The organism is Hyphomonas atlantica corrig. (genome assembly GCF_000682715.1).
Taxonomy (GTDB): domain Bacteria; phylum Pseudomonadota; class Alphaproteobacteria; order Caulobacterales; family Hyphomonadaceae; genus Hyphomonas; species Hyphomonas atlantica.
Genome location: NZ_AWFH01000012.1, coordinates 277,755 through 303,561 on the forward strand (window position 1 = coordinate 277,755; position 25,807 = coordinate 303,561).

23 protein-coding genes are annotated in these 25,807 nt (G+C 60.2%); 14 read left to right on the plus strand and 9 right to left on the minus strand.

The window, feature by feature from the left end:
- Positions 1-7: 7 nt before the first annotated feature.
- On the minus strand, positions 8-1,372 hold the full coding sequence (locus HY36_RS08695; protein WP_035551189.1) for a tryptophanase: 1,365 nt from the start codon (positions 1,370-1,372) through the stop codon (positions 8-10).
- A gap of 160 nt (positions 1,373-1,532) precedes the next feature.
- Entirely contained in the window at positions 1,533-2,513 is a 981-nt protein-coding gene (locus HY36_RS08700; RefSeq protein ID WP_035551192.1) for a Gfo/Idh/MocA family protein, read from the minus strand.
- A 193-nt stretch (positions 2,514-2,706) separates the two neighbouring features.
- On the opposite strand from HY36_RS08700, the gene HY36_RS08705 reads away from it, so the two are divergent.
- The 3 genes from HY36_RS08705 (at position 2,707) to HY36_RS08715 (ending at position 4,415) form a co-directional block, all read left to right on the plus strand.
- Positions 2,707-3,129 carry a hypothetical protein gene (locus HY36_RS08705; protein WP_035551194.1) on the plus strand — a complete coding sequence of 141 codons (423 nt, stop codon included), beginning with the start codon at positions 2,707-2,709 and terminating at the stop codon, positions 3,127-3,129.
- A 267-nt stretch (positions 3,130-3,396) separates the two neighbouring features.
- The gene (locus HY36_RS08710; protein ID WP_035551197.1) at positions 3,397-3,678 is read left to right on the plus strand and encodes a hypothetical protein; all 282 of its coding nucleotides are present in this window, start codon (positions 3,397-3,399) and stop codon (positions 3,676-3,678) included.
- A 65-nt stretch (positions 3,679-3,743) separates the two neighbouring features.
- Positions 3,744-4,415, plus strand: coding sequence for an SDR family oxidoreductase (locus tag HY36_RS08715; RefSeq protein WP_035551201.1), 672 nt, complete (start codon positions 3,744-3,746; stop codon positions 4,413-4,415).
- A 4-nt stretch (positions 4,416-4,419) separates the two neighbouring features.
- Here HY36_RS08715 and HY36_RS08720 read toward each other — a convergent pair whose 3' ends face one another.
- Together HY36_RS08720 and HY36_RS08725 are read right to left on the minus strand one after the other, a co-directional pair.
- Positions 4,420-5,427: a mechanosensitive ion channel family protein gene (locus HY36_RS08720; protein ID WP_051602646.1), complete on the minus strand. Its 1,008-nt coding sequence runs from the start codon at positions 5,425-5,427 to the stop codon at positions 4,420-4,422.
- 139 nt (positions 5,428-5,566) lie between these two features.
- Positions 5,567-6,067: a hypothetical protein gene (locus tag HY36_RS08725; RefSeq protein ID WP_155841808.1), complete on the minus strand. Its 501-nt coding sequence runs from the start codon at positions 6,065-6,067 to the stop codon at positions 5,567-5,569.
- Positions 6,068-6,180: 113 nt separating this feature from the next.
- Between HY36_RS08725 and HY36_RS08730 the strand changes: the two genes are divergently transcribed.
- The 3 genes from HY36_RS08730 (at position 6,181) to HY36_RS08740 (ending at position 12,535) form a co-directional block, all read left to right on the plus strand.
- Positions 6,181-7,809: a peptide ABC transporter substrate-binding protein gene (locus tag HY36_RS08730; protein ID WP_035551205.1), complete on the plus strand. Its 1,629-nt coding sequence runs from the start codon at positions 6,181-6,183 to the stop codon at positions 7,807-7,809.
- A gap of 24 nt (positions 7,810-7,833) precedes the next feature.
- Positions 7,834-8,952, plus strand: a complete 1,119-nt coding sequence (locus tag HY36_RS08735; protein WP_035551208.1) for a DUF3667 domain-containing protein — start codon at positions 7,834-7,836, stop codon at positions 8,950-8,952.
- A gap of 361 nt (positions 8,953-9,313) precedes the next feature.
- Positions 9,314-12,535 carry a TonB-dependent receptor domain-containing protein gene (locus HY36_RS08740; protein WP_051602647.1) on the plus strand — a complete coding sequence of 1,074 codons (3,222 nt, stop codon included), beginning with the start codon at positions 9,314-9,316 and terminating at the stop codon, positions 12,533-12,535.
- Between the two features lie 202 nt (positions 12,536-12,737).
- Here the strand turns inward: HY36_RS08740 and HY36_RS08745 are convergent, their stop codons facing one another.
- Together HY36_RS08745 and HY36_RS08750 are read right to left on the minus strand one after the other, a co-directional pair.
- On the minus strand, positions 12,738-13,631 hold the full coding sequence (locus HY36_RS08745; RefSeq protein ID WP_035551211.1) for a class I SAM-dependent methyltransferase: 894 nt from the start codon (positions 13,629-13,631) through the stop codon (positions 12,738-12,740).
- Positions 13,628-14,440, minus strand: coding sequence for a TrmH family RNA methyltransferase (locus HY36_RS08750; RefSeq protein WP_035551214.1), 813 nt, complete (start codon positions 14,438-14,440; stop codon positions 13,628-13,630). The genes HY36_RS08745 and HY36_RS08750 overlap by 4 nt, the downstream gene beginning before the upstream one ends.
- A gap of 110 nt (positions 14,441-14,550) precedes the next feature.
- Between HY36_RS08750 and HY36_RS08755 the strand changes: the two genes are divergently transcribed.
- The 6 genes from HY36_RS08755 to rplA all read left to right on the plus strand — a co-directional run bounded on the left by HY36_RS08755 (position 14,551) and on the right by rplA (position 20,745).
- Positions 14,551-16,008: an OmpA family protein gene (locus HY36_RS08755; RefSeq protein WP_035551216.1), complete on the plus strand. Its 1,458-nt coding sequence runs from the start codon at positions 14,551-14,553 to the stop codon at positions 16,006-16,008.
- The gene (locus HY36_RS08760) at positions 16,008-17,918 is read left to right on the plus strand and encodes a hypothetical protein (RefSeq protein WP_035551218.1); all 1,911 of its coding nucleotides are present in this window, start codon (positions 16,008-16,010) and stop codon (positions 17,916-17,918) included. Before HY36_RS08755 ends, HY36_RS08760 begins: the two co-directional genes overlap by 1 nt.
- Positions 17,919-18,043: 125 nt before the next feature.
- Positions 18,044-18,895, plus strand: a complete 852-nt coding sequence (locus HY36_RS08765) for a M48 family metallopeptidase (RefSeq protein WP_051602648.1) — start codon at positions 18,044-18,046, stop codon at positions 18,893-18,895.
- 254 nt (positions 18,896-19,149) lie between these two features.
- Positions 19,150-19,359 carry a cold-shock protein gene (locus HY36_RS08770; protein ID WP_035551222.1) on the plus strand — a complete coding sequence of 70 codons (210 nt, stop codon included), beginning with the start codon at positions 19,150-19,152 and terminating at the stop codon, positions 19,357-19,359.
- A gap of 232 nt (positions 19,360-19,591) precedes the next feature.
- Positions 19,592-20,038 (plus strand): 50S ribosomal protein L11, encoded by a 447-nt coding sequence (gene rplK, locus HY36_RS08775; RefSeq protein WP_027837369.1) that lies wholly within the window; start codon positions 19,592-19,594, stop codon positions 20,036-20,038.
- Positions 20,039-20,043: 5 nt separating this feature from the next.
- Positions 20,044-20,745, plus strand: a complete 702-nt coding sequence (rplA, locus tag HY36_RS08780) for a 50S ribosomal protein L1 (protein ID WP_035551226.1) — start codon at positions 20,044-20,046, stop codon at positions 20,743-20,745.
- An 81-nt stretch (positions 20,746-20,826) separates the two neighbouring features.
- Here rplA and HY36_RS08785 read toward each other — a convergent pair whose 3' ends face one another.
- The 3 genes from HY36_RS08785 to HY36_RS08795 all read right to left on the minus strand — a co-directional run bounded on the left by HY36_RS08785 (position 20,827) and on the right by HY36_RS08795 (position 24,261).
- Positions 20,827-22,914, minus strand: coding sequence for a TonB-dependent receptor plug domain-containing protein (locus HY36_RS08785; protein WP_035551229.1), 2,088 nt, complete (start codon positions 22,912-22,914; stop codon positions 20,827-20,829).
- Positions 22,915-22,983: 69 nt separating this feature from the next.
- Positions 22,984-23,406, minus strand: coding sequence for a hypothetical protein (locus HY36_RS08790; protein ID WP_035551232.1), 423 nt, complete (start codon positions 23,404-23,406; stop codon positions 22,984-22,986).
- 144 nt (positions 23,407-23,550) lie between these two features.
- A complete protein-coding gene (locus HY36_RS08795; protein ID WP_035551234.1) occupies positions 23,551-24,261 on the minus strand; it encodes a hypothetical protein in 711 nt (236 codons plus the stop codon).
- 566 nt (positions 24,262-24,827) lie between these two features.
- Between HY36_RS08795 and rplJ the strand changes: the two genes are divergently transcribed.
- Together rplJ and rplL are read left to right on the plus strand one after the other, a co-directional pair.
- A complete protein-coding gene (gene rplJ, locus HY36_RS08800) occupies positions 24,828-25,343 on the plus strand; it encodes a 50S ribosomal protein L10 (RefSeq protein WP_035551236.1) in 516 nt (171 codons plus the stop codon).
- 58 nt (positions 25,344-25,401) lie between these two features.
- Positions 25,402-25,782: a 50S ribosomal protein L7/L12 gene (gene rplL / locus HY36_RS08805; protein ID WP_035551239.1), complete on the plus strand. Its 381-nt coding sequence runs from the start codon at positions 25,402-25,404 to the stop codon at positions 25,780-25,782.
- The last annotated feature ends 25 nt before the right edge of the window (positions 25,783-25,807 follow it).

Here is a 25,807-nt window from a genome sequence, read left to right on the forward strand (position 1 = left end):
GCGTTGCCTAAAGTCGCTTAAACTCAGCCGTGAAGTGGCGCATCATCGGCGGTTCTTTCACGATTTTCAGGCCGCGAATCTCGTCCTTGCGTTTGGCGAGTTCCTCGAACACTTCGACGATATAATCCGCATGCGATTGAGTGTAGACACGGCGCGGCATGGCGAGGCGGACAAGGTCCATGCGGGCAGGTTCCTCGCTGCCGTCCGGCTTGCGTCCGAACATGACGGTCCCGATCTCACAGCCGCGAATGCCGCCTTCTTCATAGAGTGCGCAGGCGAGCGCGTGGCCGGGATATTCGAGTGGCGGAATGTGCGGAAGCCATTCGCGGGCATCGACGAATACGGCGTGCCCGCCGGCGGGTTTCATGACCGGCACCCCCAGCGCATCCAGCCGTTCGGCGATATAGGCATTCGTCCGCACGCGGTAGCGTAGATAGTCCTCATCCACGATTTCGGTCAGTCCCTGCGCGATGGCGTCCAGGTCGCGCCCGGCGAGGCCGCCATAGGTGGGGAAGCCTTCGGTCTGGATAAGGCGTGTGCGCGCCTGTTCGGCCAGTGCGTCATCATTCAGTGCCAGCCACCCGCCGATATTGGCGAAGGCGTCCTTCTTGGCGCTCATCGTCATACCGTCAGCGACAGCGAAAGTATCGCGCACAATGTCCTTGATGGAACGTTCCTGCTGGCTATCCTCGCGCAGCTTGATGAACCAGGCATTTTCCGCAAAACGACAGCCATCAATGAAGAACGGCTTGCCATGCTGGTGAGCGATCTCTGCTGCGCCGCGAATATTGGCCAGGCTCACCGGCTGTCCGCCGCCGGCATTGTTCGTGATCGTCATCATCACGCAGGGTACGGCGTCGCCTCGCTCGTCCATCAGGCGAGCGAGGGCCTCCAGATCCATGTTCCCTTTGAAGGGGTGCTCGAGAGATGGAACCTTGCCCTCTGCGATGGGCAGGTCCAGCGCCTCCGCGCCTGCGGCTTCGATATTGCCGCGCGTCGTGTCGAAATGCGTGTTCGACGGGATCACGTGGCCGGGGTTGGCAATCAGGGAAAACAGGAGATGTTCCGCCGCGCGGCCCTGATGCGCAGGGATGATGTGCTTGAAATCCATCAGGTCACGCACGGCCGCTTCAAACCGGTAAAAGCTGGGCGCGCCAGCATAGCTTTCATCGCCCGTCATCACGGCGCCCCATTGCGCGGCGCTCATGGCGGAAGTGCCGCTATCGGTCAGCAGGTCGATCAGCACATCATCCGAATGCAGCTTGAAGAGATTGTAGCCTGCCGCGCGCAGCAGGCGTTCGCGTTCCTCGCGCGTGGTCATGCGGATCGGCTCAACTGATTTGATGCGGAAGGGTTCAATGATGGTCTTCATAGGGCACTCCTGGCTCTGACGTCCTGGGGGAGTGCCGGTCTCGGCGCACACACAGGACTTATCCTGCGCCGCGGTTGCCTCGTCTTCGTGACGCGACCGCGCTCAGCGCCTGTTGTGAGGCCTGTCGATTACCATCAATCGCCAGCGGCTGACAAGCGTGTCAGAGCCCGCGAGGGGAGAGGCCCGCCGCCGTATAGATCGCGTCAATGGCGGCCATGTTTGCAAGGGCATCTGCGCCGCCGGTCAACGCAGCTGCGCGTCCCGTCAACACGTCCATCACATGGTCCAGCTGGTGCTCATAGGTGATCTTGCCATCAATGGTCTCAATGGCTTCCTCGCCGCCACGACGAACGCGGATCTGGTGCCCTCGGTACGGGTGGACGGGGTTCAGAAAGACGAGGCTGCCATCCTTGCCGTCAATTTCCAGTGCGATGTTGCGATCAATTCCGTCTGCCATGCTGCATTCGATGCTCGCAGATGCGCCGCTGGCGAAGCCGAGATTGGCCTGCATGCTGAGATCGACGCCGGGGCGTTCGCAGACGGCTTCGGCTGACAGGATTTCCGGTTCGGCCCCGGCAAGTGTGCGGACCATATGCAGCGAGTAGCAGCCCAAATCCATCATTGCGCCGCCGCCGACAGACAGTGTGTGGCGCAGTTCCCCCTCGCGATAGGGAATGGTCACATTGAACACCGCGCGCATGGTCTTGATGTCGCCGAGCTCGCCGCTTGCCACAATCTCCATCACACGCTGGAAAGCGGGGTGGAACCGATAGTGAAAAGCCTCGATCAGGGGTTTGTCCGCCTTATGTGCGGCTTCGACCATACGCGCCGCTTCTGCGGAGTTCATCGCGAATGGTTTTTCACAGAGTACCGCCTTGCCAGCTTCCAGCGCTGCGATGGAGAGTTCAGCGTGGCGGTGAGGGGGCAGGGCGTTGTAGATCAGGTCCAGATCATCGCGGCGAACCAGTGCCTCATAATCGGTTTCGACATGCTCAATATGGTGTTCCTGCGCATAGGCGCGGGCCTTTTCGACATCTCGCGCAGCGACCGCGTGGATCATGCAATCATCGCGGGACGAGGCTGGGTCGATGATGGCCTTGGGGGCGATCTTGGCGGCGCCGAGGATGCCAATGCGGATCATGTCTGCTCCTTTGAAGTGGGATTTGGCCAAATCGTAAACGAATCGGCCCCATTTGTTTACCCGGACCTAACGCGTCTTAACGCTCTTGGCAGGGTTTGATGTGCATACCGGCAGTTAAGGTAACGAAGCGGTAAGCACAAACAGCGTTAATAGGGGCTCTATAGGTGTTAACCTTGCCGGAGCGTAGCCGCACATGTTGAACGAGATCACTGCCCATATCGCCCGTCAAAATGAGTTGTCTGAAGAGACGGCGAAAAGTGCATTGGGTATCGTCCTGAACGCGGCTGAGCGCCAGGATTCACCCTTCGCCACGGCGATGTTCAAGACGGTTCCCGGTGCTCGCGCCCTGTCGGCCCGTATAGGCAGCGCCATCGGCGCGCCGACCGGCACAATCGCCCGTATGATCGAACAGACACCCGGCGGCAAGCGCGTGGTCGCGCAATCCATGATCACCGAGCTGCACAAGATTGGCCTGGACCACAAAGCCATCGGCCAGCTGCTGCCGTGCATTTCCACCTATATGGACGAGCATCATGGACTGGTCGGGTTTGGCCATCTGGGCGACCTGATCGGCTCTGATCTGGACGCAGTGACGGCGGCGGCCAAAGCCGCCTAATCCAGCGATCATTCTGAAAGAAACCGTCCTTCGGGGCGGTTTTTTTGTGTTTGCCGAAAATTCCTGTGAACCAAATGGATTGTGGTGCGTACTGATAGGACCTCGCAGCACCCCCCCCTGACTCACCCCCGTCAGCTGCTGCGTGGGATTACATTGAAGGCCAGATCGGTTTCCCCCTCTCTTCCCCCCAGCCGATCTGGCCCTTTTCTTTTGAGGGTAGCCTGTCTAAGTGCTGCGACCAGAACAAAAGAAGCGGGGTTTCGAGATATGCAGGACAGCACGAATGTGAGACGGGACGAGCAATTGGCCCTTGACCTGATGGCGGCCATTCGTGCCGATGCTGAAGCTGCCTGTGCCCCGAATACCGTCGAGATGGTATCCGTTACGTTTGATGTTTCATCTGCTGCGACGGACGCGGCGGACATACAATTTGAGCCGCGGATCGACCGTCGCACAAGAACTGTTCTGTTTACCGGTGGCACGGCCCGTCAGGGCGACCAACCCGTGATGAAGGCTACCGCTGTTTACCGGATCATATCGGAAAGCTAGACACGGCCCCATTGGCGAGTAAAATGATATATCAATATCAGATGCCAGTGTGATGGAGCCCTGCAATGCCTACTGCCCTTATTACCGGAGCCAACCGAGGCATTGGCCTTGAGCTGGTTCGCAAGTTTCTCGCTGAAGGTCATGACGTCATTGCGACCGCTCGAAACCCAGATTCGGCAACTGAGCTGAACGCCACAGGCGCCCGTGTCTACCCGCTGGAAGTGACAGATGCTGACTCGGTGGCAGCCCTGAAGTCGACCCTCGGGGACGAGCCGATCGACTATCTGATCAACAATGCAGGCATCTGTACCTTCGATGGTTTCAAGGACATCGACTACGATGTGTTCGCCGAAATGCTGGCAGTCAATACAATTGCCCCGGTACGGATCATGGACGTCCTGCTCGACAATGTTGCAGCGAGTGAGGTGAAGATCGCGGCTGGCCTGTCAAGCATGGTGGCCTCAATCGAGAATACCACAAACGATTTTGCGTTTGTCTATCGCGTTTCAAAGGCGGGACTGAACATGGCCCTGCGGTCGGCCGCTCCGGCACTCGCGGAGAGAGGCGTTACAGTGCTGGCGCTGCATCCGGGATGGGCCCATACGGATATGGGCGGCGCTGACGCTCCGGTGCGCCCGGTCGATAGCGCAGAGGGGCTTTACAATGTGCTGACCTCGGCTGGTCCGTCTAAAGAGCTTCGGTTCATTGATTATGAAGGCCAGACTCACCCCTGGTGATCACCTATTCGCGTTGAGGCGCAAATCCGCTGAATTCGTCCGGCATGTCTATCGCCGTATCAACTCTCAGGCGGGGCAGGGCCTCAGGGTGTTCAGTCTGAAGCCATTCGATCATCTGTTCCCGGATCAGGCAGCGCAAATCCCATGCTTTGGGAGATGTGCTGGCGGAGGCCAGACCGCGCACGGTGACCGACGTCCCAGACGCTTCGGTCACCTGCAAATTCACCACGTCACCATCCCAAAGCGGCGTGGATTTGCAGATCTCTTCGAGTTTCTCCCGCATCCGGCTAATCGGCGCATGATAGTCCACTGTCCAGTAGATCGGCCCAATGATCGATGCGCTCTTGCGGGTCCAGTTCTGGAAGGGTTTTTCGATGAAGTAGGATAGGGGCACAACAAGGCGCCGCCAGTCCCAGATCTTGATGACCACGTAAAACAGGCCGATTTCTTCGATCCAACCCCATTCCCCTTCGACAACGACGGCATCGTCCAATCTGATGGGTTGGGTAAAGGCGATCTGCAGCCCCGCAATCAGATTGCTCAGCACCGGCCGCGCGGCAAGGCCAATTGCAATGCCTGCGATTCCGGCAGATGCAAACAGGCTGACGCCGATCTGCTTTACGCCTGGAATGACGGTGAGGGCCGCGGCGATGGTTACAATACCGGCGATAACGATCCAGACGCGGCGCACCACATCCAGCCGGGTCGCGGATTTGCGCGCTTCCAGATTGTCTTCGGCATCCAGGTGAAGTCCGGCGAGGCGTCGTTTGATCAACGCGTCCACGATCGTACCGACCAGCCAGCCGAGGGCCAGAATGAAAAGAACGCCGGAGGCTATTTCGGAAATGGCCTCTGCGCGCTCGTCTGTCAGGAAATGATCAGGAACGTAGTCCGGCAGATAAGGCGCAAGGAAAACCAGCGCCGCACCGCACAGGGCGAACAGGATTGGCGGGCGAAATCGTTTCAGCCAGCGTGTTTTGGCTCGGGCATCAATCTTCGTTCGGATACGCAATTCCCCTGTGTCGGTGTGTACGGGGTACGTATCAGCGTCTCAAAGGTTTCACGCTGCCAGCAAGCCCGGCAGCACAGGTTGCGCGCAAACCTGTGAGAATGCGGCCCTGCTGGGCAGATCGTGCCGAAGATGGATGCAGTTACTTGATCCGCTCAGCCCGGAAGGCGAGACCGCCATCCAGTTTTATCTTGTAGCTGCCGAGGGCGGCTTCATAGATCTGTGCTTCGGACTGGCCGCTATTGCGTATCGCCTTTGAATCCGTCTGGCGCCAGATCTGCCCGTTTTCGAGGTAGACGATCAAGCTTCCACGCCCGCCGCGGATGGATTTCACGGGTTGGGTCACTTCCGTCAGGTTGCCATCTTCACCAGACTTGCCCAGCACGATAGAGGGCAGGGACGGGATGGAGAAGCCGAAGGAATCCTTCTGGACCTGCTCGACTTCCTTGCGTGTCACCGTTGTGACTTCGCCCGCCTCTTCGGCTGCCTGGAGACGCCCTACGGCAGCGTCATAGCATGCCAGGCGCTCAGCATCTGTTTCGATCGCGGTGCAGGCATAGACATCTTCCGTGGAGATTTCCTCGGCCACGGCCGGAGCGCCCAGCGCAATAATCATTCCTGTGATGCACCAAAAGCGGGTCATTTCTCTCACCTCATGTCGTTCAACCGGCACGAAGGCTTTGCAAATCCCTCGCGGTCTGGCAGCACTGTGGCAAATCGTGCGAAAGCCGAAAAGAGTTTGGAGACATAAAAACAATGAAGCTGAATGCGTTGATCGGCAGCGGCATGGCCGCTGTGTTCGCCCTGACCCTCGCTGCCTGCGGAGGCGGCGGCAATTCCGGGGGTGAGGATGTGCCAACACTGCGGCGCGGAATTTCAGCCAAGGTGGATACGCTCGATCCGCACAAGTCTTCAGCCCAGTGGGAAAACATCGTCATCGGCGACATGTTCATCGGCCTTACAACCGATGGGCCGGACGCCCGCCCGGAGCCGGGCATGGCGACACATTGGGAAACCAGCGAGGACGGTCTCGTCTGGACCTTCCATCTTGGCGACTATAACTGGTCAGATGGCACACCGGTAACGGCAAACGACTTCGTCTTTGCGCTGCGCCGTATTCAGGCCCCGGAAGTCGCCTCGCAATATGCCTCGCTGCTTTATCTGATCAAGAACGCCGCCAAGGTGAACGCGACCGAATTGCCGCCAGAAGAACTGGGCGTGCGTGCGATTGACGACAAAACGCTCGAGATCACGCTGGAATATCCCGCGCCATACCTGCCGGGCCTGTTGTCCCACTACACGACTTTCCCTGTGCCGAGCCAGGCTATCGAAACCTATGGCGATGCGTGGATCCAGCCGGACAATATTGTGGTGAACGGCCCGTACAAGCTCGTCTACTGGCGCACGGGCGACCAGCTCGTCGCCGACAAGAACCCGACCGGGTTCGGGGCGGACGAAGCCTGTTTCGGCCGGGTCGTCTATTTCGAACTGGAAGACCTGACTGCGGTTGAAAACAAGATCCAGGCGGGCGAGCTGGACATCAACAATGCCTTCGATGGCGCCCGCGCCGAGGAGATCGAGGCGAAACTGCCGGGCTGGCCTCGCACGACGCCATCCCTGAACACGACCTATTGGAGTTTCAACACCCAGCAGGCCCCGTTTGACGACATGCGCGTGCGCAAGGCGCTGGCGATGGCTTTGGATCGCGAATTCATGGTCAAGAACGTGCTGACGCCTGGCTTTGAACCGGCCTATTCCTTTGTTCCGCCGGGCATGGACAATTATGCGGTGACCCGTCCTGAACTCGAATGGAAGGATCTCCCACGCGCCGAACGCCTTGCGGAAGCAAAACGCCTTCTGGAGGAAGCCGGCTTCGGGCCAGATAATCCGCTCAGCTTCGAATTCATTCATCGCTCGACGGACGACAATCCGAAGGTTGCCCCTGTCGCTCAGGCAAACTGGGCCGACATTGCGCCCTGGGTCGATCCGATCATTGTGAAGCAGGATACCAAGGTTCTGTATGCCCGCCTGCGCCAATCGGATTTTGAAGTTTCCGACGCGGCGTGGGTGGCGGATTTCGACGACCCGATCAATTTCCTCTATCTGCTGGATTCGAACACCGGCCAGCAGAATTATGGCGATTATTCCAATCCGGAGTATGATGCCCTTCTGCAGCAATCCAATCGGGAGCTGGACCTGGACAAGCGGGCGGAAATCTTCGCGGAGGCCGAACAGCTGATGCTGGAAGATTATCCGATCACGCCGATGTGGTTCCAGGTGACGAAGAATCTGGTCGATCCGTCGCTGACGGGATGGATCGACAACGCGAAGGACCAGAACCGCTCCCGCTTCCTGTGCCGGGATGGGCTTGGCACAAGCGAGTAGGGGTAACAGGACGGGGGTCTTGGAATGGAACATGAGATGGAAGCGGCAGGCCTTGCCTCTGGCAGTGGCCTGACCACCGGGGACCATCATCCGGTAAATTCCGGACTGCCCTGCGCCAATTGCGGTGCGATTGTCGAAGACAGGTTCTGTACGACCTGTGGGCAATTGGCGTCTGATTTCCATCGCCCCGTCTGGGATCTGGTCATGAGCAGCCTGGCCGACACATTCGCCCTTGATGGGCGTCTGTGGCGGTCATTGCCGCTGCTGTTCTTTCGTCCGGGGCGGATGACGCGCAATTATCTGGAAGGCAAACGGGCGCGCTATGTGCCGCCATTCCGCATGTTCCTGCTGGCGTCGGTCGTGTTCTTCCTCACCCTGTTCACGCTGGGCGACCAACTCGGCTGGTACCATACGTTCAAGATCAATGACATGCTGGAGGAGGGGCTCGATCTCGGTCTGGATGAGACCGGTGAGCCCACGCCCATTGTGTCTGAAGACCGGCTGGCAGAGATCCGCGAGCAACTCGACAGCGCAGACCTGGATGAGGAGGCGCGTCTCGAACTGCAGCAGACGCTGAACGACGCGCAGCATGGCATCACCGTCCAGCGTATCTTGCAGGATGATGGCCGGATCAATCGCGACGCGCTCTATGATGAGGTCAATGCCCGTCTGGACGAGAATGCGACGGTTGAGCAGCGCCAACAGGCCTGGCGCGCCGCCGACCATGCCGCCACTGTTTACGAGAACCAGGACCGATATGGTGCGCGAATACGCGAATGGGCGCCGCGATTCAGCCTGATGTTCATGCCGATTCTCGCGCTGATGCTGACTCTGCTTTATGCGTGGCATCGCAGCCGGTACATTTATGATCATGTGATCACGGCGCTGCATGTGCAGACGTTCATCTACATGACGGCGACGGTGTTTCTGGTCGTTGCGGCGGTCAGGCCTTCGATGACCGGCTGGCTGGTCCTGTTCGGTGTTCTGACATTGATCGTATATCTCTACAAACAGTTGCGCGTGACCTACGGAACAGGCCGGATCATGGCGATGCTGCGGACGCTGATTCTGCTCTTTTCGAGTTTTATCGTCCTCATCATCCTGTTGGCCCTGTTGATTGCCGTATCGTTTGCGCTGACCTGATCCGGGCAATTATTCGAAAGTTTCATTCAACCTACGCGAATCCGGATTTCCGGAGCTGAATGACGCGAGAATAGCCCGAAAATGCCTAATTGTTGGGCGCGGCTGAACAGCAGTGATTGCGACAGTTCGGGCAATTTTTCGTCATTCCCCTAGGGAATTAGGATAATAATGCTCAAAATGACCCAATAAGGTGATGCGTTTCTGTCACACCATTGTCATTTCACCCAAAAGCACCGTTGCATCCGATTGACTATCTGCGGCGCACATTTCTTACTGCCACGTAAGACTTGGTCGAAGGGGGCCAGGTTTGCCCGTCGTGAGACGCGGGCATTTTTCAAAATAATCCCACTCGGAGGTTCAGGTGAGCGAACTTAACTTGAAGACACGCCTTCTGGCGTCGTCGGTGTTTGCGGGGGCTGCACTCGCGGCCGCTGCTGCGTTGCCGGCACATGCACAAGAAGACGAAGTCATCGCAGTAACGGAAGCAGGCGACGAAGAAGCCGCTGTCCAGCAAACCATCGTTGTCACGGGGTCCCTGATCCCGCAAAGCGGCAACCTGGTTGAAACCAGCCCGGTCACATCGCTCGGCTCCGCAGACTTCGACGTCCGCGGTGTTGTTCGTGCGGAAGACATGATCAACTCGCTGCCACAGGCATTCGGCGCTCAGGGCTCCAACCTGGCCAACGGCTCGACCGGTACGTCTTCGGTCAACCTGCGTGGTCTCGGTGCATCCCGTACGCTGACCCTTTTGAACGGCCGCCGCCTGCCATACGGCTCGCTGAACACGGCTGCTCCGGACATCAACTTCATCCCGGCCGCCATGGTCAAGAAAGTTGACGTCCTGACCGGTGGTGCATCTGCGACCTACGGTTCTGACGCTGTTGCCGGTGTTGTGAACTTCGTGCTCGACACAGAGTTCGAAGGTCTGCGCATCGACTCCAACTATTCTTTCTACCAGCACGACAACTCCAACAGCTACATTCAGGACATCCTGTCTGACTTTGCTGCTGGTAACCCGAGCCAGTACACTGTGCCGAGTGGTTCCACCTCTGACGGTGAAACCTTCGACATCACGGCTGCTGTTGGTGGCAAGTTCGACAATGGCCGCGGCCACGCGTCTGCCTTTGTCAGCTTCCAGAACACGAAGGAAATCCTTCAGGCAAACCGCGACTATTCACAGTGTGCGCTGTCGACGACCAATGAAGGTCAGGACTTCACCTGTGCCGGTTCTTCAACGAACCAGTTCGCCAACATTCTGGACGTTGCTCAAGGCTACACGATCCCAGGTGGTGTGGACCCGACCAGCCAGACGCAAACCGGCTGGGCGCGCGTGCTCGATGGTCAGGGCGAAATCGGACCTCGTAACTTCGTTTCCGATACGTTCAACTATAACCCGTACAACCACTATCAGCGTCCGAACGAGCGTTACTCCTTCGGCGCTTTCGCAAACTATGACATCAACGAGTACGTGAATGTGTATTCCGAACTGATGTTCATGGACAACCGCACCAAGTCTCAGATCGCACCTTCCGGTGTGTTCGGCTATGGTATCGGTGGCGGTGCTGGCGGCATTCGTTGTAACAACCCGTTCCTGTCCGCTCAGCAGGTTGACTATCTCTGCGGCGAAATCGCAGACGGTGCGATCGATCGTTACACGAATCTCGATGGTGAGTACACGGACGCTGCTGGCAACGTGCTGGCTGATCAGGACGACTTCGTTGCGCGTTTCGATGGTGACCCCGACCAGGCCGCGCTTGGCCCGGACGGCATCGCGGACATTCTGCTTCTGCGTCGTAACGTCGAAGGCGGTAATCGCTTCAATGACATCCGCCACACGACCTATCGTGGCGTGATCGGCATGAAGGGCACCATCGGCGATACGCCTTGGGGCTACGACATCAGCGCAATCTACGCGAACAACCATCGTTCCGAGATTTACCAGAACGATCTGTCAATCCGCAAAATCGGTCTGGCACTTGATGCCGCCTACGCCTTGGATGATGAAGGCAACCCGACCGACCAAATCGTTTGCCGGATCAATGCTGACGACGATCCGACCAACGATGATCCAAACTGTGCACCGTACGACATCTTCGGACCCAACGGCCCGTCCGACGCTGCGGTGAGCTACATCAGCCAGCCACTGTTCCGTGATGGTGACGTCACACAGACAGTTGTTACGGCCAAAATGTATGCTGACCTTGCTGATTATGGCATGACGTCTCCGATGGCCGAAGAAGGCGTGAAAATCGCTTTCGGTGCCGAGTATCGTCGTGACACGCTGGACTCCAATCCAGACAGCAACTTCCAGTCTGGCGACGGTGCTGGTCAAGGCGGCCCAACGAACCCGATTTCAGGTTCGCAGGAAGTCTATGACTACTTCGTCGAGGTCAACGCACCTCTGATCGAAGGCTATGAAGGTGTCGAATCTCTCGGCGTTGACCTGGCCTATCGTCGTTCGAACTATGATGCTGTGTCTTCGGACGCCTACAAGATCGGTCTGGAGTACGCTCCGGTCGAAGACATCCGCTTCCGCGGTTCGTTCCAGCGCGCTGTCCGTGCTGCGAACATCTTCGAACTGTTCTCCACCCAGTCGATCGGTCTGTTTGACCTGACCCAGGGCTCCAATGGCATCTACGATCCGTGTGCCGGTGCAGCTCCGACAGCAACGCTCGCTCAGTGTGCCAACACTGGCGTGACACCGGACCAGTACCGGAACATTGCTGACAACCCGGCTGGCCAGTTCAACACGCTGACCGGTGGTAACCCGGACCTCGATCCAGAGCAGTCCGACACCTACACCATCGGTTTTGTGGCAACACCATCCATGATCCCGGGCCTGACCGTATCGCTCGACTACTTCGACATCACTGTTGAAGACCTCGTTGGTACGGTTCCGCAGGAACTGGCACTCGACACCTGCCTTGAGACAGGCGACGAGTACTTCTGTTCGCTGGTCAACCGTGGTTCCGGTGGTACGCTCTGGGCTAACCAGACTGGCTACATCGTTGCGACCAATATCAACACCGGTTCGCTGTCGACATCCGGCTTCGACTTGCTCGCAAGCTACGATCTCGACCTCGACACCCGTGGTGGTCTGACGTTCGACTATGTTGGTACACTGCTTGAGTCGCTCGAAACCAAGCCGCTGCCGAATTCGCCAGCTGCTGATATCTTCGACTGTGTTGGCTACTATGGCGGCAGCTGTGCCTCCGGTGGTGGTACAGAAGTTGCGAACGGTTCCTCTCCGGAATACCGTCACAAGGCTTCTGTCACCTGGGCTGATGCTGATGGCAAGTTCAGCGTCACCGGTACGTGGCGTTACTTCTCTGAAGTTGAGATCGAAGGTGGTGACGATGGCACCATCAACGGCGTTCTCGACGCTCAGAACTACCTCGACCTGACCGGTTCCTGGGCTGCTACGGACTACATGTCCTTCCGCCTTGGCGTGAACAACCTGACGGATGAAGAGCCACCGCTCTCCTCCGTGGTTGGTACGGCACCGGGTAACGGTAACACCTACCCACAAGTGTACGACGCATTCGGTCGTTACATCTTCATGGGTGCGACGTTCGACTTCTAAGTCTGACGGACATCAAGAAATAGGAACGGCGGCCTTTCGGGGCCGCCGTTTTTGTTTTGAACGGGTTTCGTATCAGCGCTTTGCGCTTCACATGAACCGGGCTCAGGGCATTTTGGGCGGGTTCCGTATCGCGCCCTTGACGGGCACTCACCTGAACCAGGCTCAAGGCTGTTTGATTTCTGGGAGAGGCAGGAGCTGTCGATCAGCTTCCGGAATGCCAGCGGGCGTAGATTGCCGTCGGCAGCAGGCGTTCGCCGCCTTGCTGGGGCAGGGCCATCTCGCCGGTCTCCATGATGCCGCCAAGCGGGGAGAGGCGGTCGGCCAGGGCCTGTGACAAGGCGAGATAGGACAGGCGGACGGCATAGGCTGTGAGGATCACGAACAGGGGCCGGTCACTCAGCAGTGTCTTCACCGTGTCGAGTAGGGCGGGGAGGTTTTCCTCGAACCGCCAGGTCTCGTTCTTCGGGCCGCGGCCGAATTTTGGCGGGTCGAGAATGATCGCGTCATATTGATTGCCCCGACGGATCTCGCGCGCGGTGAACTTCATCGCATCATCGGCAATCCAGCGAATGGTGCGATCATTCAGGCCGCTCATCGCCTGATTGTCTTTGCCATAGCCGTTAGATTTCGGGCTGGCATCCAGATGCACCACCTCGGCCCCGGCGGCGGCGCAGGCAAGTGACATCATGCCGGTATAGCCGAACAGGTTCAGCGCCTTGATCGGGCGGCCCGCCGAGCGAATCTTTTCCTGCGCGAACTGCCAATGGACCGAATGCTCCTGGAACACGCCCATATGGCGAAAAGCGGTGCGGCGGGCTTCGAATGTCAGCCCGTTCCATTGCATCGGCCAGCTGTCACGGGCGTTTGGCGAAAGCACTTCCCAGTTTCCGGCGCCATCATCATCCTGAGATTTGGTGGAGAAGCGGGCATCGGCGCGCCAGCTGCTGACCGGGCGGGCCGGTTCCCAGAAGGCCTGCGGATCCGGGCGGATCACGGTCTGGCTGCCGAACCGTTCCAGCTTCTGGAGGTGGCCGCTGTCCAGCAGGGCATAATCATCCCAGTCATCGGCGATCAGGAGGCGGGTATCGGTCTTCATTTGAAATCTCTCTGGCGCCAGGCCTCATAGGTCATGATGGCCGTGGCCTGGGCGAGGTTGAGGCTGTCGGCGCCGCCGCGCATGGGGATCAGGCAGAGCTGGTCACAGGCGGCTTCGGCGTGCGCAGGCAGGCCGGATTGTTCATTGCCCATGATGATCACGGAGCCCCCGGTGAAATCGGTGCGGTCATGTCGGGCCGTGCCATTGACCGATGCCGCGCTCATGTTGAGGCCAAGGCCTTTGCGCCAGGCGTTGAACTGGTCAAAGCTGGCGCTTGCAAAGGGCATGTCGAAGATGGACCCCATCGAGGCGCGCACGGCTTCAAAACTGTAGGGGTCGCAACAGGTTTCGACCAGGATGACGCCGGAAATAGCTGCGCAATCCGCTGTCCGCAGGATCGTGCCCAGATTGCCGGGATCACGTACTTCATAGAGCGCCACGAACAGGCCGTCCTTGGTCTGGGGCAGGGCATCAAGGCCGAGATGGCGCTGACGGAAGGCGGCGACCACGCTTTGCGCATTGTCCTTGTGCGTGATGCGCGACATCAGCTTGTCTGCTGCCAGAACCACACGCGCACCGGAGGTTTCGGCCTGCCGGATCAGGTCAGCCAGATGGGGCCGTTCCGCCATGCTGGCGGCCACCACAACGCAGTCCGCTTTCCAGCCATTGGCGAGCCCCTGACCGATCAGCCGCGCGCCTTCGGCCAGAAACAGGCCGGTCTCGGTGCGGCCTTTCTTTCTTTCCAGGCTTTTCAAGGTTTTGACGAGCGGGTTTGAAGCGCTGCTTATCGTCTCTGAAGGGCGGGTCATGGCAGGGTTCTGGCGTTTCTGACTATGCGGGGCAAGCCTTGCTAGGACCTGCTGAATAGGGCATCCCTGATTACTAGGGGATTATCAATGGAGGAGGTCGTGGGGCCTCTATGAGACTGCTCGACTACCTTATTGGATGCGTGGCGCTGATCGGCCTGATTTTCACAGGCTGGTGGGCCGTCTATCAGTCCGGCAACACGCCTGTAAACCTCGAAGCGCGGCTGGAGGCCAACGCCAATGCGGCATTGGCCGAGGCAGGCTTTGACTGGGCAAAGGTCGAGATGAATGGCCAGCGCGCCCGGTTGACCGGCAAGGCCCCGTCCGTGGACGCGGTTCGCGCGGCAGCAGAAACGGTCATCACATCCAGCGGATCGGGCGGCGTCATCATGGGCGGCGTCACCCTGGTGGAGAGCGAAGTCGGCGCAGCAGCCGCCGTGTCTCCCTATGTCTGGCGCGCGATCAAGACAGATTCCGGTGCATTCATCCTGATGGGGCATGTGCCCTCGCGCAGCGTACGGTCAGACCTGCTGGCGATGGCCGAGGCGCGTGCCGGTGAAGCAGAGGTCGATGACCGGATGGTTGTGGCGAATGGTGCGCCGGCAGCGAACTGGCAGGGTATGGCCAAGCTGGCGCTGGAAAGCCTGTCAGAGCTGAATTCGGGCGAGGCGAGACTGCAGGATACGCGTTTGCGCCTGCGCGGCGTGTCGATGGACTCGGCGATACGAGCGCGCCTATCTGCAGATGTGTCCAATGTGACTGCGCCCTTTCGCGGCGAGCCATTCCTGCGCGGCCCGGCGCTGTGGAGTGCGACGCATGGCGAGGGAGAGCTGATCCTCTCCGGCTCAGTGGCAAGCGAGGCCGAGCGGGACGAGATCCTGTCGATTGCCCGGCAATACTACGCGCAGACCGTGCGCGACGAGATGCAGGTGGCGGGTGAGGCCCATCCCCGCTGGCTGGACGGTGTGCGCGTGGGCCTTCCGCATTTCGCGGGCGGCTTTCAGACCGGCGTCATGGCGTTTGAGCCTGAAGAGACGGGGCTGAGTTTCGAGGGGGAGGCCACCGGCTCCACGCTCGCCTATCTCCAGCAGGACCTGGCCACAGTGGATAGCCCTTATCCTGTCACAGTTTTCACCGATACGGTTCAGGTGGCCGTTGAGGAGATTCGCGAGATCGACTTCGAGGCGGACCCGGTTGCGGCCTGTCAGGCGGCGTTTAACTCGGTGATGGAGACCAACAAGGTGTATTTCGAAACGGGCGCAGCCAGCATTACGCGAGAGAGTGGCAACACGCTCGACAAGGTGATGGCCGTGTCGGGCCGCTGCGCGCCGGATCTGGTCATTGAAGTGGGCGGACATACTGATTCCACGGGCGATCGGCAGGCAAACCTGATGCTGAGTGAGGCACGGGCGCAAGCTGTAAGAGATTATATGGTTTCAGCCGGATTTTCCCCTTCGAGGGTGGCTGTAATTGGGTATGGTCCTGATGCACCTGTGCGGGATAATGACACTGAGGAAGGTCGGGCGAAGAATCGCCGGATTGGGTTCAAGGTTCAAGAACGGAGCGAGTGATGGCGTGGCTGTTGGCACATATGTGGGTTGCGCTGGCAGGCGTGGCCGTTTTCGGGCTGCTGCTGGGCTGGTCCATCCGCGGCATGTTGCTGGTGAACAAGATGCGCAAGGCGGTGGTCGAGCGCGATGTGACGCTGACCGAACTTGATCAGGCCCGCGAAGAGATCGAAAGCCTATATGCGGCGCAGCGGGGCCAGCCGATTGGCAATTTCAATCCGCGCGAAGTGCAGGCTGAGCAGAACGTCAAACTGCAGCGCCTGACAGATGAATTGGCCCGCGCCAAGAGCGAACTGGAAACCCTGAAAGAAAAGGCTGACGAAGCCGAGCGCGTTGGCGTTGCCAAGGCGGGTGTGGCTGCGGCCACATCTGCGGCAGGGACGCTGGCGGCTGTTGGCGGCGCGTCCGATCCAAACCCGGCACTGGTCTGGCGCAACCGTCATCTGGAAAGCCGCGTGCGCCATCTGGAAGGCATGCTGGAAAAAGGTGCTCAGGGCGTTGCGGCGGTGGAGACGGCCGTACCGGCTGCCGCGCCTGTGGCGGCAAGCGACGTGTCTGACTCCGAACAGGCAAAAGCCGAGTGGCAACACAATTTCCTGAAGCAGCGCGTCGAGGCGCTGGAGGCGGAGCTGGCTCAGGTGAAGGCGCCGGTCGTCGAGGCACCTGCTGAAGCTGCACCGGCAGCACAGGACGAGGTCGATGAAGAGCTCGCCCGCCTGCGCTGGCGCAACCGGTATCTGGAAGGGCGTCTCGCTTATTTCGAGGGCGATCAGGACGCGCGCGATGAAGCCGTCGCGGCGGATGCGGAGACCGCCGAGGAGGCCGAGGATGAAGCAGAAGAGGTCATCGCGCCTCTGGCTGATGTGGCAGACAGCGACACTGAACTCGAGACCGAGACGGCAGACGCCGAAGCGCCTGTCGAGGCCACCGAAACGGTTGAGCCTGAGCCTGAGGTTGAGGCTGAACCCGAGGTTGAGGCTCAGCCAGTGGATGCGGTCGAGCCCGAGCCTGTATTCGTAGAAGCCGAAGCGGAGCTGTCTGAGCCGGAAGAAGACCCGGAAGACATCGAAGAAGTCGAGGCCGAAGCCGATTTCGACGCGGCTACCTTCGAGGTTGCGGACGATCCGGTGGCGGACGGAGAAGACGCAGACGCTGAGCAGGCCGAGCCTGAAATCGAAGTTGAGGCAGATGCCGAGCCTGAGATTGAGGTCCCAGAGATTGAAGCTGATGCTGCGGCGGAGGCCGAGGATTCAGAGCAGGCCGAAGATGAGGCCGAGATCGTGGCTGATCCATTCGGCTTCACGGCAGACGACGTGCTGCATGAGCCCGAGGAACTGGACGAGTCCGAGCCTCAGGCCCCGGAAGAAGTTGCCGCAGACCCTGACGCCGATGTGGATCTGCCCACCTTCGAGATCGAGGACCGCTTTTCGGAAGAGGTGGCCGTGCCGGTGACGGAAACGGAGGCTGCGGGCGACGCAGAAGACAGCGCTGACACAGAGGCAGAAGAGTCAGCGGTGGCAACGCCGGAGGAGGCCAGCCGGGCCATTCTCGCCGCGCTGGAACTGGACGATGATGATGGAGAGGGCGCCGAGGTCGAAGCAGACGCGGCTGACGAGGATGACGCAGAGTTCGACGCGGCGGATGATGCCGCGAAGGGTGTCCGCCCGATCGCGCTGGACAAGCCGGTTGAAAACTCGCCCGACGATCTGACAGAGATCGGCGGCATTGGGCCCAAGATCCAGGAATTGCTGAACGCGATGGGTGTCTGGCATTATGATCAGATCGCCGCCTGGACACCGGACAATGTGGTCTGGGTGGATCATGAGCTGAACTTCTCCGGCCGAATCGTGCGCGAAGGTTGGGTGCAACAGGCCGCTATCCTGGCTGGCGACACGGTGGATGAGGACGCGTAGGCAACGCGGTGTTCACGGCCAATTCAGGCAGAATCTTTCAATCTGGGAACCATTCGCGCAGGGGTGCGATTGCTTTTTGAGAGGGGACGGCTAACGTTTCCACTCAGGTGACAGGGAGATTTGAGATGGCTGAACTGGTCGAATTTGATAGCAAAGTGCTGGCCGGGGCGCCGAATGTCCGCCTGTCACGCCGCGCGCTGATTACCGGCATTGCCGCGGGCACCGTGTTCCCCTTCATTTCCAGCTGCACCACCAATCCGGCAACGGGGTCCAGCCAGTTGATCCTGTTTGGTGAGGATCAAGTGGCCAGCATGGCCGCAACCGCCTGGACCGACATGAAATCCCAGACACCGGTCGTGTCCAATACGCGCCTCAAGAACCAGGTTCTGAATGTGTGGGAACGCACCACCGCAGGCGCGGCCAAAGCGGGCCATATCGACCCGAACGCCAATTGGGACGTGGCCGTGTTTGATACCGATGACGTCAACGCGTTCGTCATGCCTGGCAATCGGGTTGGCATCTATCGCGGCATCACGGAACTGACCGAGAATGACGACCAGCTGTCTTCCGTTCTGGGCCATGAGACGGGCCATGTTGTGGGCCGCCACGCCGCTGAGCGCCTGTCGGTTTCGACCGCTGCGCAGGTCGGCCTGATGGCGGGCCAGATTGCCGTGGCCCAGTCAGAAGAGCTGCGCAAGTACGGCACAACGATCGGCGCGCTGGGCGGCGCGGCGATGCAGTTCGGTGTGATCCTGCCCTATAGCCGCCGGCACGAGTTGGAGGCTGACAAGCTGGGCGTCGATTACATGCACAATGCCGGATATGACACGCGCCAGTCGGTGCGCCTCTGGGAGCTGATGGCCGCCCAATCGGAAGGCCAGCGCCCGGTGGAATTCATGTCCACCCACCCGGACCCGCTGCGCCGCGCCGAGGAGTTGAAGCGCTATATCAATGCCAAGGGCTATGCCCTGATGTAGGCAATTGCGATTTTTATTTGAGCCCGGTTGCCCTGTGCAGCCGGGCTTTTTCGTGGATTGGCGTCTGAAGCGCTGCGGGCGAGCCATTGCTATTTGGTGCGCGTGGCACCATGTGTGTTTCTCGACTTTTCGCCGGACGATCAGGCAACGAACACAAGGGCATCGCCCGGCTGTTCCTTTCAGAGACCTCCCAAACAAAATTCGTGTTCCGCGGACCCGCATGTTGCAGGACCGCAATCAATCAGGAGTGTTTCATGACAAATGGCACCGTAAAATTCTACAACGACCAAAAAGGCTTTGGCTTCATCCAGCCTGAAGACGGCACCAATGATGTGTTCGTGCACGCGACCGCGCTTGAGCGCGCCGGCATGCGCATCCTGTCCGAAGGCCAGAAAGTGTCCTTCACGACAGCTGTCGACAAACGCAGCGGCAAGACCGCTGTCGACACGATCGAAGCTGCTTAAGTCTTCACGACTTTTAAGACTTTGTCAGACAGGCCGTCTCCGAAAGGGGACGGCCTTTTTGGGTCTGGGGGGCAGGGAGCATGGCTGCCCGCATCCCCTTGACGTTTCAGGGCATATCCGCCATACGCCCCGCTTCCGTGGGAGGCCTCTAGCCGGGCCAGACCACGGGCCTCCAAAGTAACCGGGCGGATCGAAAGACCACCGCCCCATCTGAAACGTTCGAGAGGACAATATGGCTAAGAAACTGCTGGGGCACCTCAAGCTCCAGATTCCTGCCGGCCAAGCCAACCCGTCGCCGCCTGTCGGCCCGGCGCTCGGTCAGCGCGGAATCAACATCATGGAATTCTGTAAGGCGTTCAACGCCAAGACCCAGAACATGGAACAGGGCCTGCCCGTTCCGGTCGTGATCGACTACTATCAGGACAAATCCTTCACCTTCGTCGTGAAGTCTCCTCCGGCCACTGTGCTGCTGAAGAAGGCTGCCAAGCTGAAGCTCGGCAAGAAGCCAGCTTCCGGCGCCAACAAGCCGGGCTATGAGACGGTCGGCAAGGTCACCATGGCTCAGGTTCGCGAGATCGCGGAAATGAAAATGGAAGACCTGAACGCGAACGACCTCGACGCAGCCTCGAAAATCATTGCCGGTTCCGCCCGCGCAATGGGCATCGAAGTGACGGAGTAAGCGACATGGCGAAACCAGGTAAGCGTACCCGCGCAATTCTCGAATCCGTGGATGCCGACAAGGCCTACACGATCACCGAAGCCGTTGCTCTGGTGAAATCGAACGCAAAGGCGAAGTTTGACGAGACCGTCGAAATCGCTGTGAACCTCGGCGTTGACCCGAAATATGCTGACCAGATGGTCCGCGGCGTGGTCAATCTTCCGTCGGGCACCGGCAAGGACGTTCGCGTCGCCGTGTTCGCAAAGGACGCCAAGGCAGAAGAAGCCAAGGAAGCCGGAGCCGATTTCGTCGGCGCTGAGGACCTGATGGAAAAGATCCAGGGCGGCTTCATGGACTTTGACCGCGTCATCGCGTCTCCGGACATGATGGCGGTTGTCGGTCGTCTCGGTAAGGTGCTCGGCCCGCGCGGCCTGATGCCGAACCCGAAAGTTGGTACGGTCACGCCGAACGTGGCTCAGGCCGTCAAGGACGCGAAGTCCGGCTCGGTTGAGTTCCGCGTCGAGAAGGCCGGTATCATCCATGCTGGCATCGGCAAGTCCAGCTTCTCCGAAGGTGACATCGAGACCAACGTCAAAGCCTTCCTCGAAGCGCTGTCCAAGGCCCGCCCATCCGGCGCGAAAGGCCAGTTCATCCGCAAGATCTCCCTGTCCTCCACAATGGGCGCAGGCGTGATGATCGACACGGCGGAAGTCAACCAGACGGCTTAAGTCCGACATCGGATTAGAGAGAGAACAGAATGAAGCCCGGCGCAGAAATGCGCCGGGCTTTTTCGTTAGGGTTTGTATTCATCAGCCCACGAAGGAGAGGCGGATAAAGGCGCCGCGGCCTGCGCCGGGGAGGCGGGTGCCCACGGCGACGTCGCTCCAGGCATTGCGGTTATAGCCGGACAGGTGATCGCGGGTGACCTGATCGAGCAGGTTTTCCACGCCTGCCGATAGGCGCACACTCTCATTCACCTGCCAGTCGCCATACAGGCTGAGCGTGACATAGCCCGGCGTTTCCGCTTCGAGGTTCGTGACCGACACCTTGTCCTGTTCCGCGACGGCGCGGGTTTCCAGCGTGGTGGACCAGTTGGCGCCTTCCCAGGTCAGGCCGGCAGTCAAGCTGGGCGGGGCGATGCGATAGAGATCATCGTCAATGTCCCGGCGCTCCCCGCGCACATAGGAGAAGACCGCATCGGCGCGCAGCGGGCCGGGCAGGTCGATGCCTGCGTCGAGGTCAAAGCCGATCAGGCGCGCCTCGACATTGGTGAAGCGCAGGAGGGCGGCGGAGCTGCCATGCATGCTGGCCATCATCTCTTCCATCGAGTCGACCACGCCCGGCGTATCATCAAACGGCGTACCCTGAATGAAATCGTCGATCTGGCGAATGTAGACGGTCGGGCGGATATAGGCCGTTTCGGTTACATAGTCGAAGCCGGTCTCCGCAATCAGGGCCACTTCCGGATCGAGGGACTGGTCGCCCAGATAGACATTGCCATCAGCAAGGCCCGCGCTGGAGCCGGAGGGAAGCCACTGGAACCATTCAAGGTAAAATGGTGCGCGGGATTTCTGGGCCAGCGTTACGCGCCAGGTAAGATCATCCGTGATCGGACGCCAGAGCCGGGCGGCAACGTCAAGTGTGGTCGCGTCCGTGCTGCGGTCGGATGCATTGTAGCTGGCGGCCAGCATCTTCTGGCCCATCGAGGCGTCCGCCCCGAAGGTCGCCGTGCCGCCTGTGCCGTCATAGTCATCGACGCGCAGGCCAAGCTCGGCATTGAAGGCGCCGAGCGCGCCCGTCCATTCTGCGAAGGCGCCTGTGCGGTCGATCACGATGTCTGGCAGGGAGTAGACGAAATTGTCGAGATTGCCCGGGTCGACCACATGGACGTTGTGGTCTTCCTCGGCTGTGTCTGCGCCGATTTGCAGGCTGCCGCCAAAGGCCGGGAAGGTGGCGGCGATGTCTGCTTTCCGCGTGATGGCATAGGCGAAGGCTTCGCGCTGCATCATGGCCGGGCGCAGGTCGAACGTATTCATTCCGTGTGCGGCGTCGGTGTAGCTGGCAGACGCTTCGACCAGCACGTCTCCGAAGGCTTTCTCATAGCCGGCCTTCAGCACGTCTGTATCGACGAAGCGGATGTCCATGCCGAAAGGCGGGTTGCCGGAAAAGCCGGTATTGTGGCGACGCCAGTCGAGGCTGAACTCGCCGAGATGGGTGCGCAGGCCGGTGGCGAGGCCATAGATGCTACGCTGGAATTCGGAGCCGCCAATCGTGCCGTCCTTGTATTCGGTATCGTCGCCTTCTTCGTAGGCCCCAAGCAGGTTTGCCCGCCAGGTGTCGGTGGAGGCACCGATAATGCCGCCGGTGGAGACGCTGTCATTCACGCTGCGCCCACCAATCGTCAGATCATAGCCGAGGCTGGCATCCGACGAATTGGAATAGTCGGTCTTCTTGAAAACGGCATCGACGCCGCCGCCAATGCCGGGGCCTTCGGAGACCGGGCTGATGCCGCGGTCAATGTGCACGGCGGAGACAAGCGGCGTTGGCGCATAATGCAGGGCCGGGTCCATCAGGTTCGGGCCGCCGGAGGCGAAGCTGTGGCCGTCAATGCGCAGGTTCAGGCGTGGGCCGAACAGTCCGCGATACTGCATCTGGCCGGACATTTCGCCATTGCCGATGCGGGCCGCGCCGGGCGTGCGGGCGGTGAGGCGCGTGATGTCTACGCCGTCCAGTGGGGCGGCTTCAGGCGAAAGTGCCGAGTCCGTGGCGGTCGTGGCGCGGTGGCCGGTGATGATGATCACGTCCTGAAGCGCCGGGTCTGGCGTCTCGGCAGCGGCGAGCAGGGGGCAGGTGGCCAGGGCGAGCAGGCCCGTGCCAGCAGAAAGAATGCGTTTCATGTGTAAGTCCTCTTCGCCTGCCGGGGGGGCGGTCAGGCGGTGTCTGATTGAATTGTCGGAAAAGTCAGATCAGGCAGAGAGGGGTGGCCCGCGCGCAGGCAGGCGGGTGTCGATCGGGCGCTGCGACAGCGGCACAACATAGAGGCTGGCGCCAAGCCGGGGCAGGCCGAACGCGGCCGGCGATGGCAGGGCAGGCGTCTGGGGCAGGTCGAACATGGCGGTCAGCGCGAAGGGGCAGGTGGCCGTATCGGGCAGGTCGCTGTCATGCGAGGGCGCATCCGGATCGTAATCGTCTGGCAGCTTTTCCAGCGTGCCTGCCTCCGGATCGAGGCGCATGAGCGCGCCGACCCCGTCGCCACAGATGCGGATGATGACGCCGCCATCCTCAGCCGTGTCGACCATATAGCCTGCCGGAACCGTTCCGCGCACGCCGATACCGGCCACGAGGACCAGGAGCGCAAGCATACGGAGATGTCGGAACAGGGCAGGCATGGGGCGGGGCTATAGCGCGCTCTTGCGGAGATGCGAACGCGACACTTGCACACGGGGGACACCGCCAGATTATCGCGCGCAGCAGTTTCGCCGCCGCAGGCCGGGGCCAGGGCGTTGTGGGGGACTCACAAAGGCGGATGCGGATCAGCTCGTGTTGGGGTGGAGCACGCTGTCGGCCAGCAGATAGATGTCCGACAGGACCGGCCAGGCCGGATCGGATTTTGCTTTTTCTGCGTCGTCCGGCGCGGGCGGCAGGCCGAGCGGGCTTTGGCGCTCTGCGCGCCTGGCCTTTTGCCGGGCGATCCAGCGGGCAAGGCGCTGGGCTTCGCCGTCAAGATTGGTAAAGGCGCGGGCCAGCGCGTGGGCGCGGTGCCGGTACCGGGTTTCGAAATCTGGGCGGGTCACGCTGCGCGGCTCAGGCTCGGGCGGCGGAATGTAGGGGCGGGCGTTTTCGTCCATCACCGAGATGCGCGGGCAGTCTTCCGGTCTCAACAGCGGGCGCGGATCCTTCGGGCGGGTGGCATCGGCCAGTTCCGCTTCGATCAGTGCGAAGCGGGGCGTGTCGGGCTTGGTGGCTTTGCGGGTCGTCTCATCCGGGCGCGCGGCGGCGGGGCCAGCAGGCGTAGCGCTGGCCGGGGCGGGCAGCTCGATCCGCAGCGCCTTCAGATAGATCACCCGGCGCAACAGCATTTCGGCGGTCTGCAACAGGTCAAACCCCCGCTGTGCCATCGCCCGGCCTTGCCCCACCAGCGCCATCAACGGCCCCAGCAAATCCCCCACCATCAGATAGGCAAACAATTCCAGTTCGCTCGGCTGCTCGGGCGTCGGCAGATCGGGATCGGTCTCGAATTCCATGCCTGCCAGTATCGCCCCGTCTCGGCGGAGGGGGACACGTTTCCCGAACTATTTCGCAAGCGCTTGATTTGATTGGGACCAGGGTGAGCGGGTTTGTGGGATAGGGGAGGCTTGTGCGCATAGATGATTCGTGGTGGAGAACTCACAGGCTTTGTAAGTCCCGATTTCGCAAACTCGTCATTCTTACCGGACGCGAAATTTGCCGTTGCCACGGGCCGTCCTGCCGGGTCTGGTGCCCACCCTTGACATTTTATGACTCTGGGGGGTTGCAGGGTTCCACAAGAAGCGTTAACAAGCGCCCCTTGACGGGAGTTCTCTGATATGCATCGGGGGCCTCCCGTTTTCCTGTCCTAGACCATAGGCCCCACCATTTGGAGGGATAAAGACAGTCCACTGTCACCTATGCAGACGGGGTGAGGCGTATAAACGGTTCGGAAACAGGGGGTTAGCGCTCTTTGTTGAAAAGCCGGGCAGGCCAATCCCTGGGCAGGCGCTGGAAGGCTTCGGCCAGAAGGCGATTACCAGGGCGGCCGGATGGTCCGGGCGCCTCAAACTGGAGACCCGCTATGGATAAAGCTGGAAAAACAGTGGCTCTCGAAACCCTCAAGGGGGTTTTTGGCGAGTCCGGTGCTGTCGTCGTGACGCACTATACCGGTCTTACCGTTGCGGAAATGACCAAGCTGCGCGGCATGCTCCGCAAGGATGGCGCACAGCTTAAGGTGGTCAAGAACCGTCTCGCGAAAATCGCACTAGACGGTAAAGGCGGTGATGCCGCCCAGGCCCTGTTCCAGGGGCCTGTGGCGATTGCCTATTCTCCCGATCCGGTGGCGGCTGCGAAAGCGGCTGACGAGTTTGCCAAGGAAAATGACAAGCTCGTAATCATCGGCGCGTTGATGGGTGAGGAAGTTCTCGATGCCAATGGCGTCGAAAGCCTCGCGAAACTGCCATCTCTCGACCAGCTTCGTGGCAAGCTTGTTGGCCTCCTGCAGGCACCGGCGACGAAAGTTGCTGGCGTCGTTCAGGCACCGGCTGGACAGCTCGCTCGCGTGGTGTCGGCTTACGGCTCCAAGGATGCCGCATAAGACACCCGTTTTCGCACATTAAAGACTACAAACACCGAACCTAACAGGAATTAGAAAAATGGCAGATCTCGAAAAGATTGTCGAAGACCTCTCCGCCCTCACCGTTCTCGAAGCGGCTGAGCTGGCAAAACTGCTCGAAGACAAGTGGGGCGTTTCCGCCGCTGCTCCGGTTGCTGTCGCAGCCGTCGCAGGTGGTGACGCTGGCGGCGCTGCTGCCGCTGAGAAAGACGAGTTCGACGTTATCCTGACCGGCGCTGGCGACAAGAAGATCAACGTGATCAAGCTCGTCCGCGAAGTTCAGCCGTCCCTCGGCCTGAAAGAAGCAAAAGAGCTCGTCGAAGGCGCTCCGAAGCCGCTGAAAGAAGGCGCGACCAAGGAAGAAGCCGAAGAGCTGAAGAAGAAGTTCGAAGAAGCCGGCGCAACCATCGAGCTCAAGTAAGCTCCGGCGACTTCAAAACCGGGCG

What these genes read in the sequence shown, in the direction of transcription:
- HY36_RS08785 (WP_035551229.1), bottom strand. Translation starts at nt 22,914, where the DNA reads ATGAAACGCATTCTTTCTGCTGGCACGGGCCTGCTCGCCCTGGCCACC.
- HY36_RS08795 (WP_035551234.1), bottom strand. Translation starts at nt 24,261, where the DNA reads ATGGAATTCGAGACCGATCCCGATCTGCCGACGCCCGAGCAGCCGAGC.
- HY36_RS08715 (WP_035551201.1), top strand. Translation starts at nt 3,744, where the DNA reads ATGCCTACTGCCCTTATTACCGGAGCCAACCGAGGCATTGGCCTTGAG.
- rplK (WP_027837369.1), top strand. Translation starts at nt 19,592, where the DNA reads ATGGCTAAGAAACTGCTGGGGCACCTCAAGCTCCAGATTCCTGCCGGC.
- rplL (WP_035551239.1), top strand. Translation starts at nt 25,402, where the DNA reads ATGGCAGATCTCGAAAAGATTGTCGAAGACCTCTCCGCCCTCACCGTT.
- HY36_RS08725 (WP_155841808.1), bottom strand. Translation starts at nt 6,067, where the DNA reads ATGACCCGCTTTTGGTGCATCACAGGAATGATTATTGCGCTGGGCGCT.
- HY36_RS08700 (WP_035551192.1), bottom strand. Translation starts at nt 2,513, where the DNA reads ATGATCCGCATTGGCATCCTCGGCGCCGCCAAGATCGCCCCCAAGGCC.
- HY36_RS08770 (WP_035551222.1), top strand. Translation starts at nt 19,150, where the DNA reads ATGACAAATGGCACCGTAAAATTCTACAACGACCAAAAAGGCTTTGGC.
- HY36_RS08790 (WP_035551232.1), bottom strand. Translation starts at nt 23,406, where the DNA reads ATGCCTGCCCTGTTCCGACATCTCCGTATGCTTGCGCTCCTGGTCCTC.
- HY36_RS08735 (WP_035551208.1), top strand. Translation starts at nt 7,834, where the DNA reads ATGGAACATGAGATGGAAGCGGCAGGCCTTGCCTCTGGCAGTGGCCTG.
- HY36_RS08750 (WP_035551214.1), bottom strand. Translation starts at nt 14,440, where the DNA reads ATGACCCGCCCTTCAGAGACGATAAGCAGCGCTTCAAACCCGCTCGTC.
- HY36_RS08765 (WP_051602648.1), top strand. Translation starts at nt 18,044, where the DNA reads ATGGCTGAACTGGTCGAATTTGATAGCAAAGTGCTGGCCGGGGCGCCG.
- rplJ (WP_035551236.1), top strand. Translation starts at nt 24,828, where the DNA reads ATGGATAAAGCTGGAAAAACAGTGGCTCTCGAAACCCTCAAGGGGGTT.
- HY36_RS08760 (WP_035551218.1), top strand. Translation starts at nt 16,008, where the DNA reads ATGGCGTGGCTGTTGGCACATATGTGGGTTGCGCTGGCAGGCGTGGCC.
- HY36_RS08695 (WP_035551189.1), bottom strand. Translation starts at nt 1,372, where the DNA reads ATGAAGACCATCATTGAACCCTTCCGCATCAAATCAGTTGAGCCGATC.
- HY36_RS08745 (WP_035551211.1), bottom strand. Translation starts at nt 13,631, where the DNA reads ATGAAGACCGATACCCGCCTCCTGATCGCCGATGACTGGGATGATTAT.
- HY36_RS08730 (WP_035551205.1), top strand. Translation starts at nt 6,181, where the DNA reads ATGAAGCTGAATGCGTTGATCGGCAGCGGCATGGCCGCTGTGTTCGCC.
- HY36_RS08710 (WP_035551197.1), top strand. Translation starts at nt 3,397, where the DNA reads ATGCAGGACAGCACGAATGTGAGACGGGACGAGCAATTGGCCCTTGAC.
- HY36_RS08755 (WP_035551216.1), top strand. Translation starts at nt 14,551, where the DNA reads ATGAGACTGCTCGACTACCTTATTGGATGCGTGGCGCTGATCGGCCTG.
- HY36_RS08705 (WP_035551194.1), top strand. Translation starts at nt 2,707, where the DNA reads ATGTTGAACGAGATCACTGCCCATATCGCCCGTCAAAATGAGTTGTCT.
- rplA (WP_035551226.1), top strand. Translation starts at nt 20,044, where the DNA reads ATGGCGAAACCAGGTAAGCGTACCCGCGCAATTCTCGAATCCGTGGAT.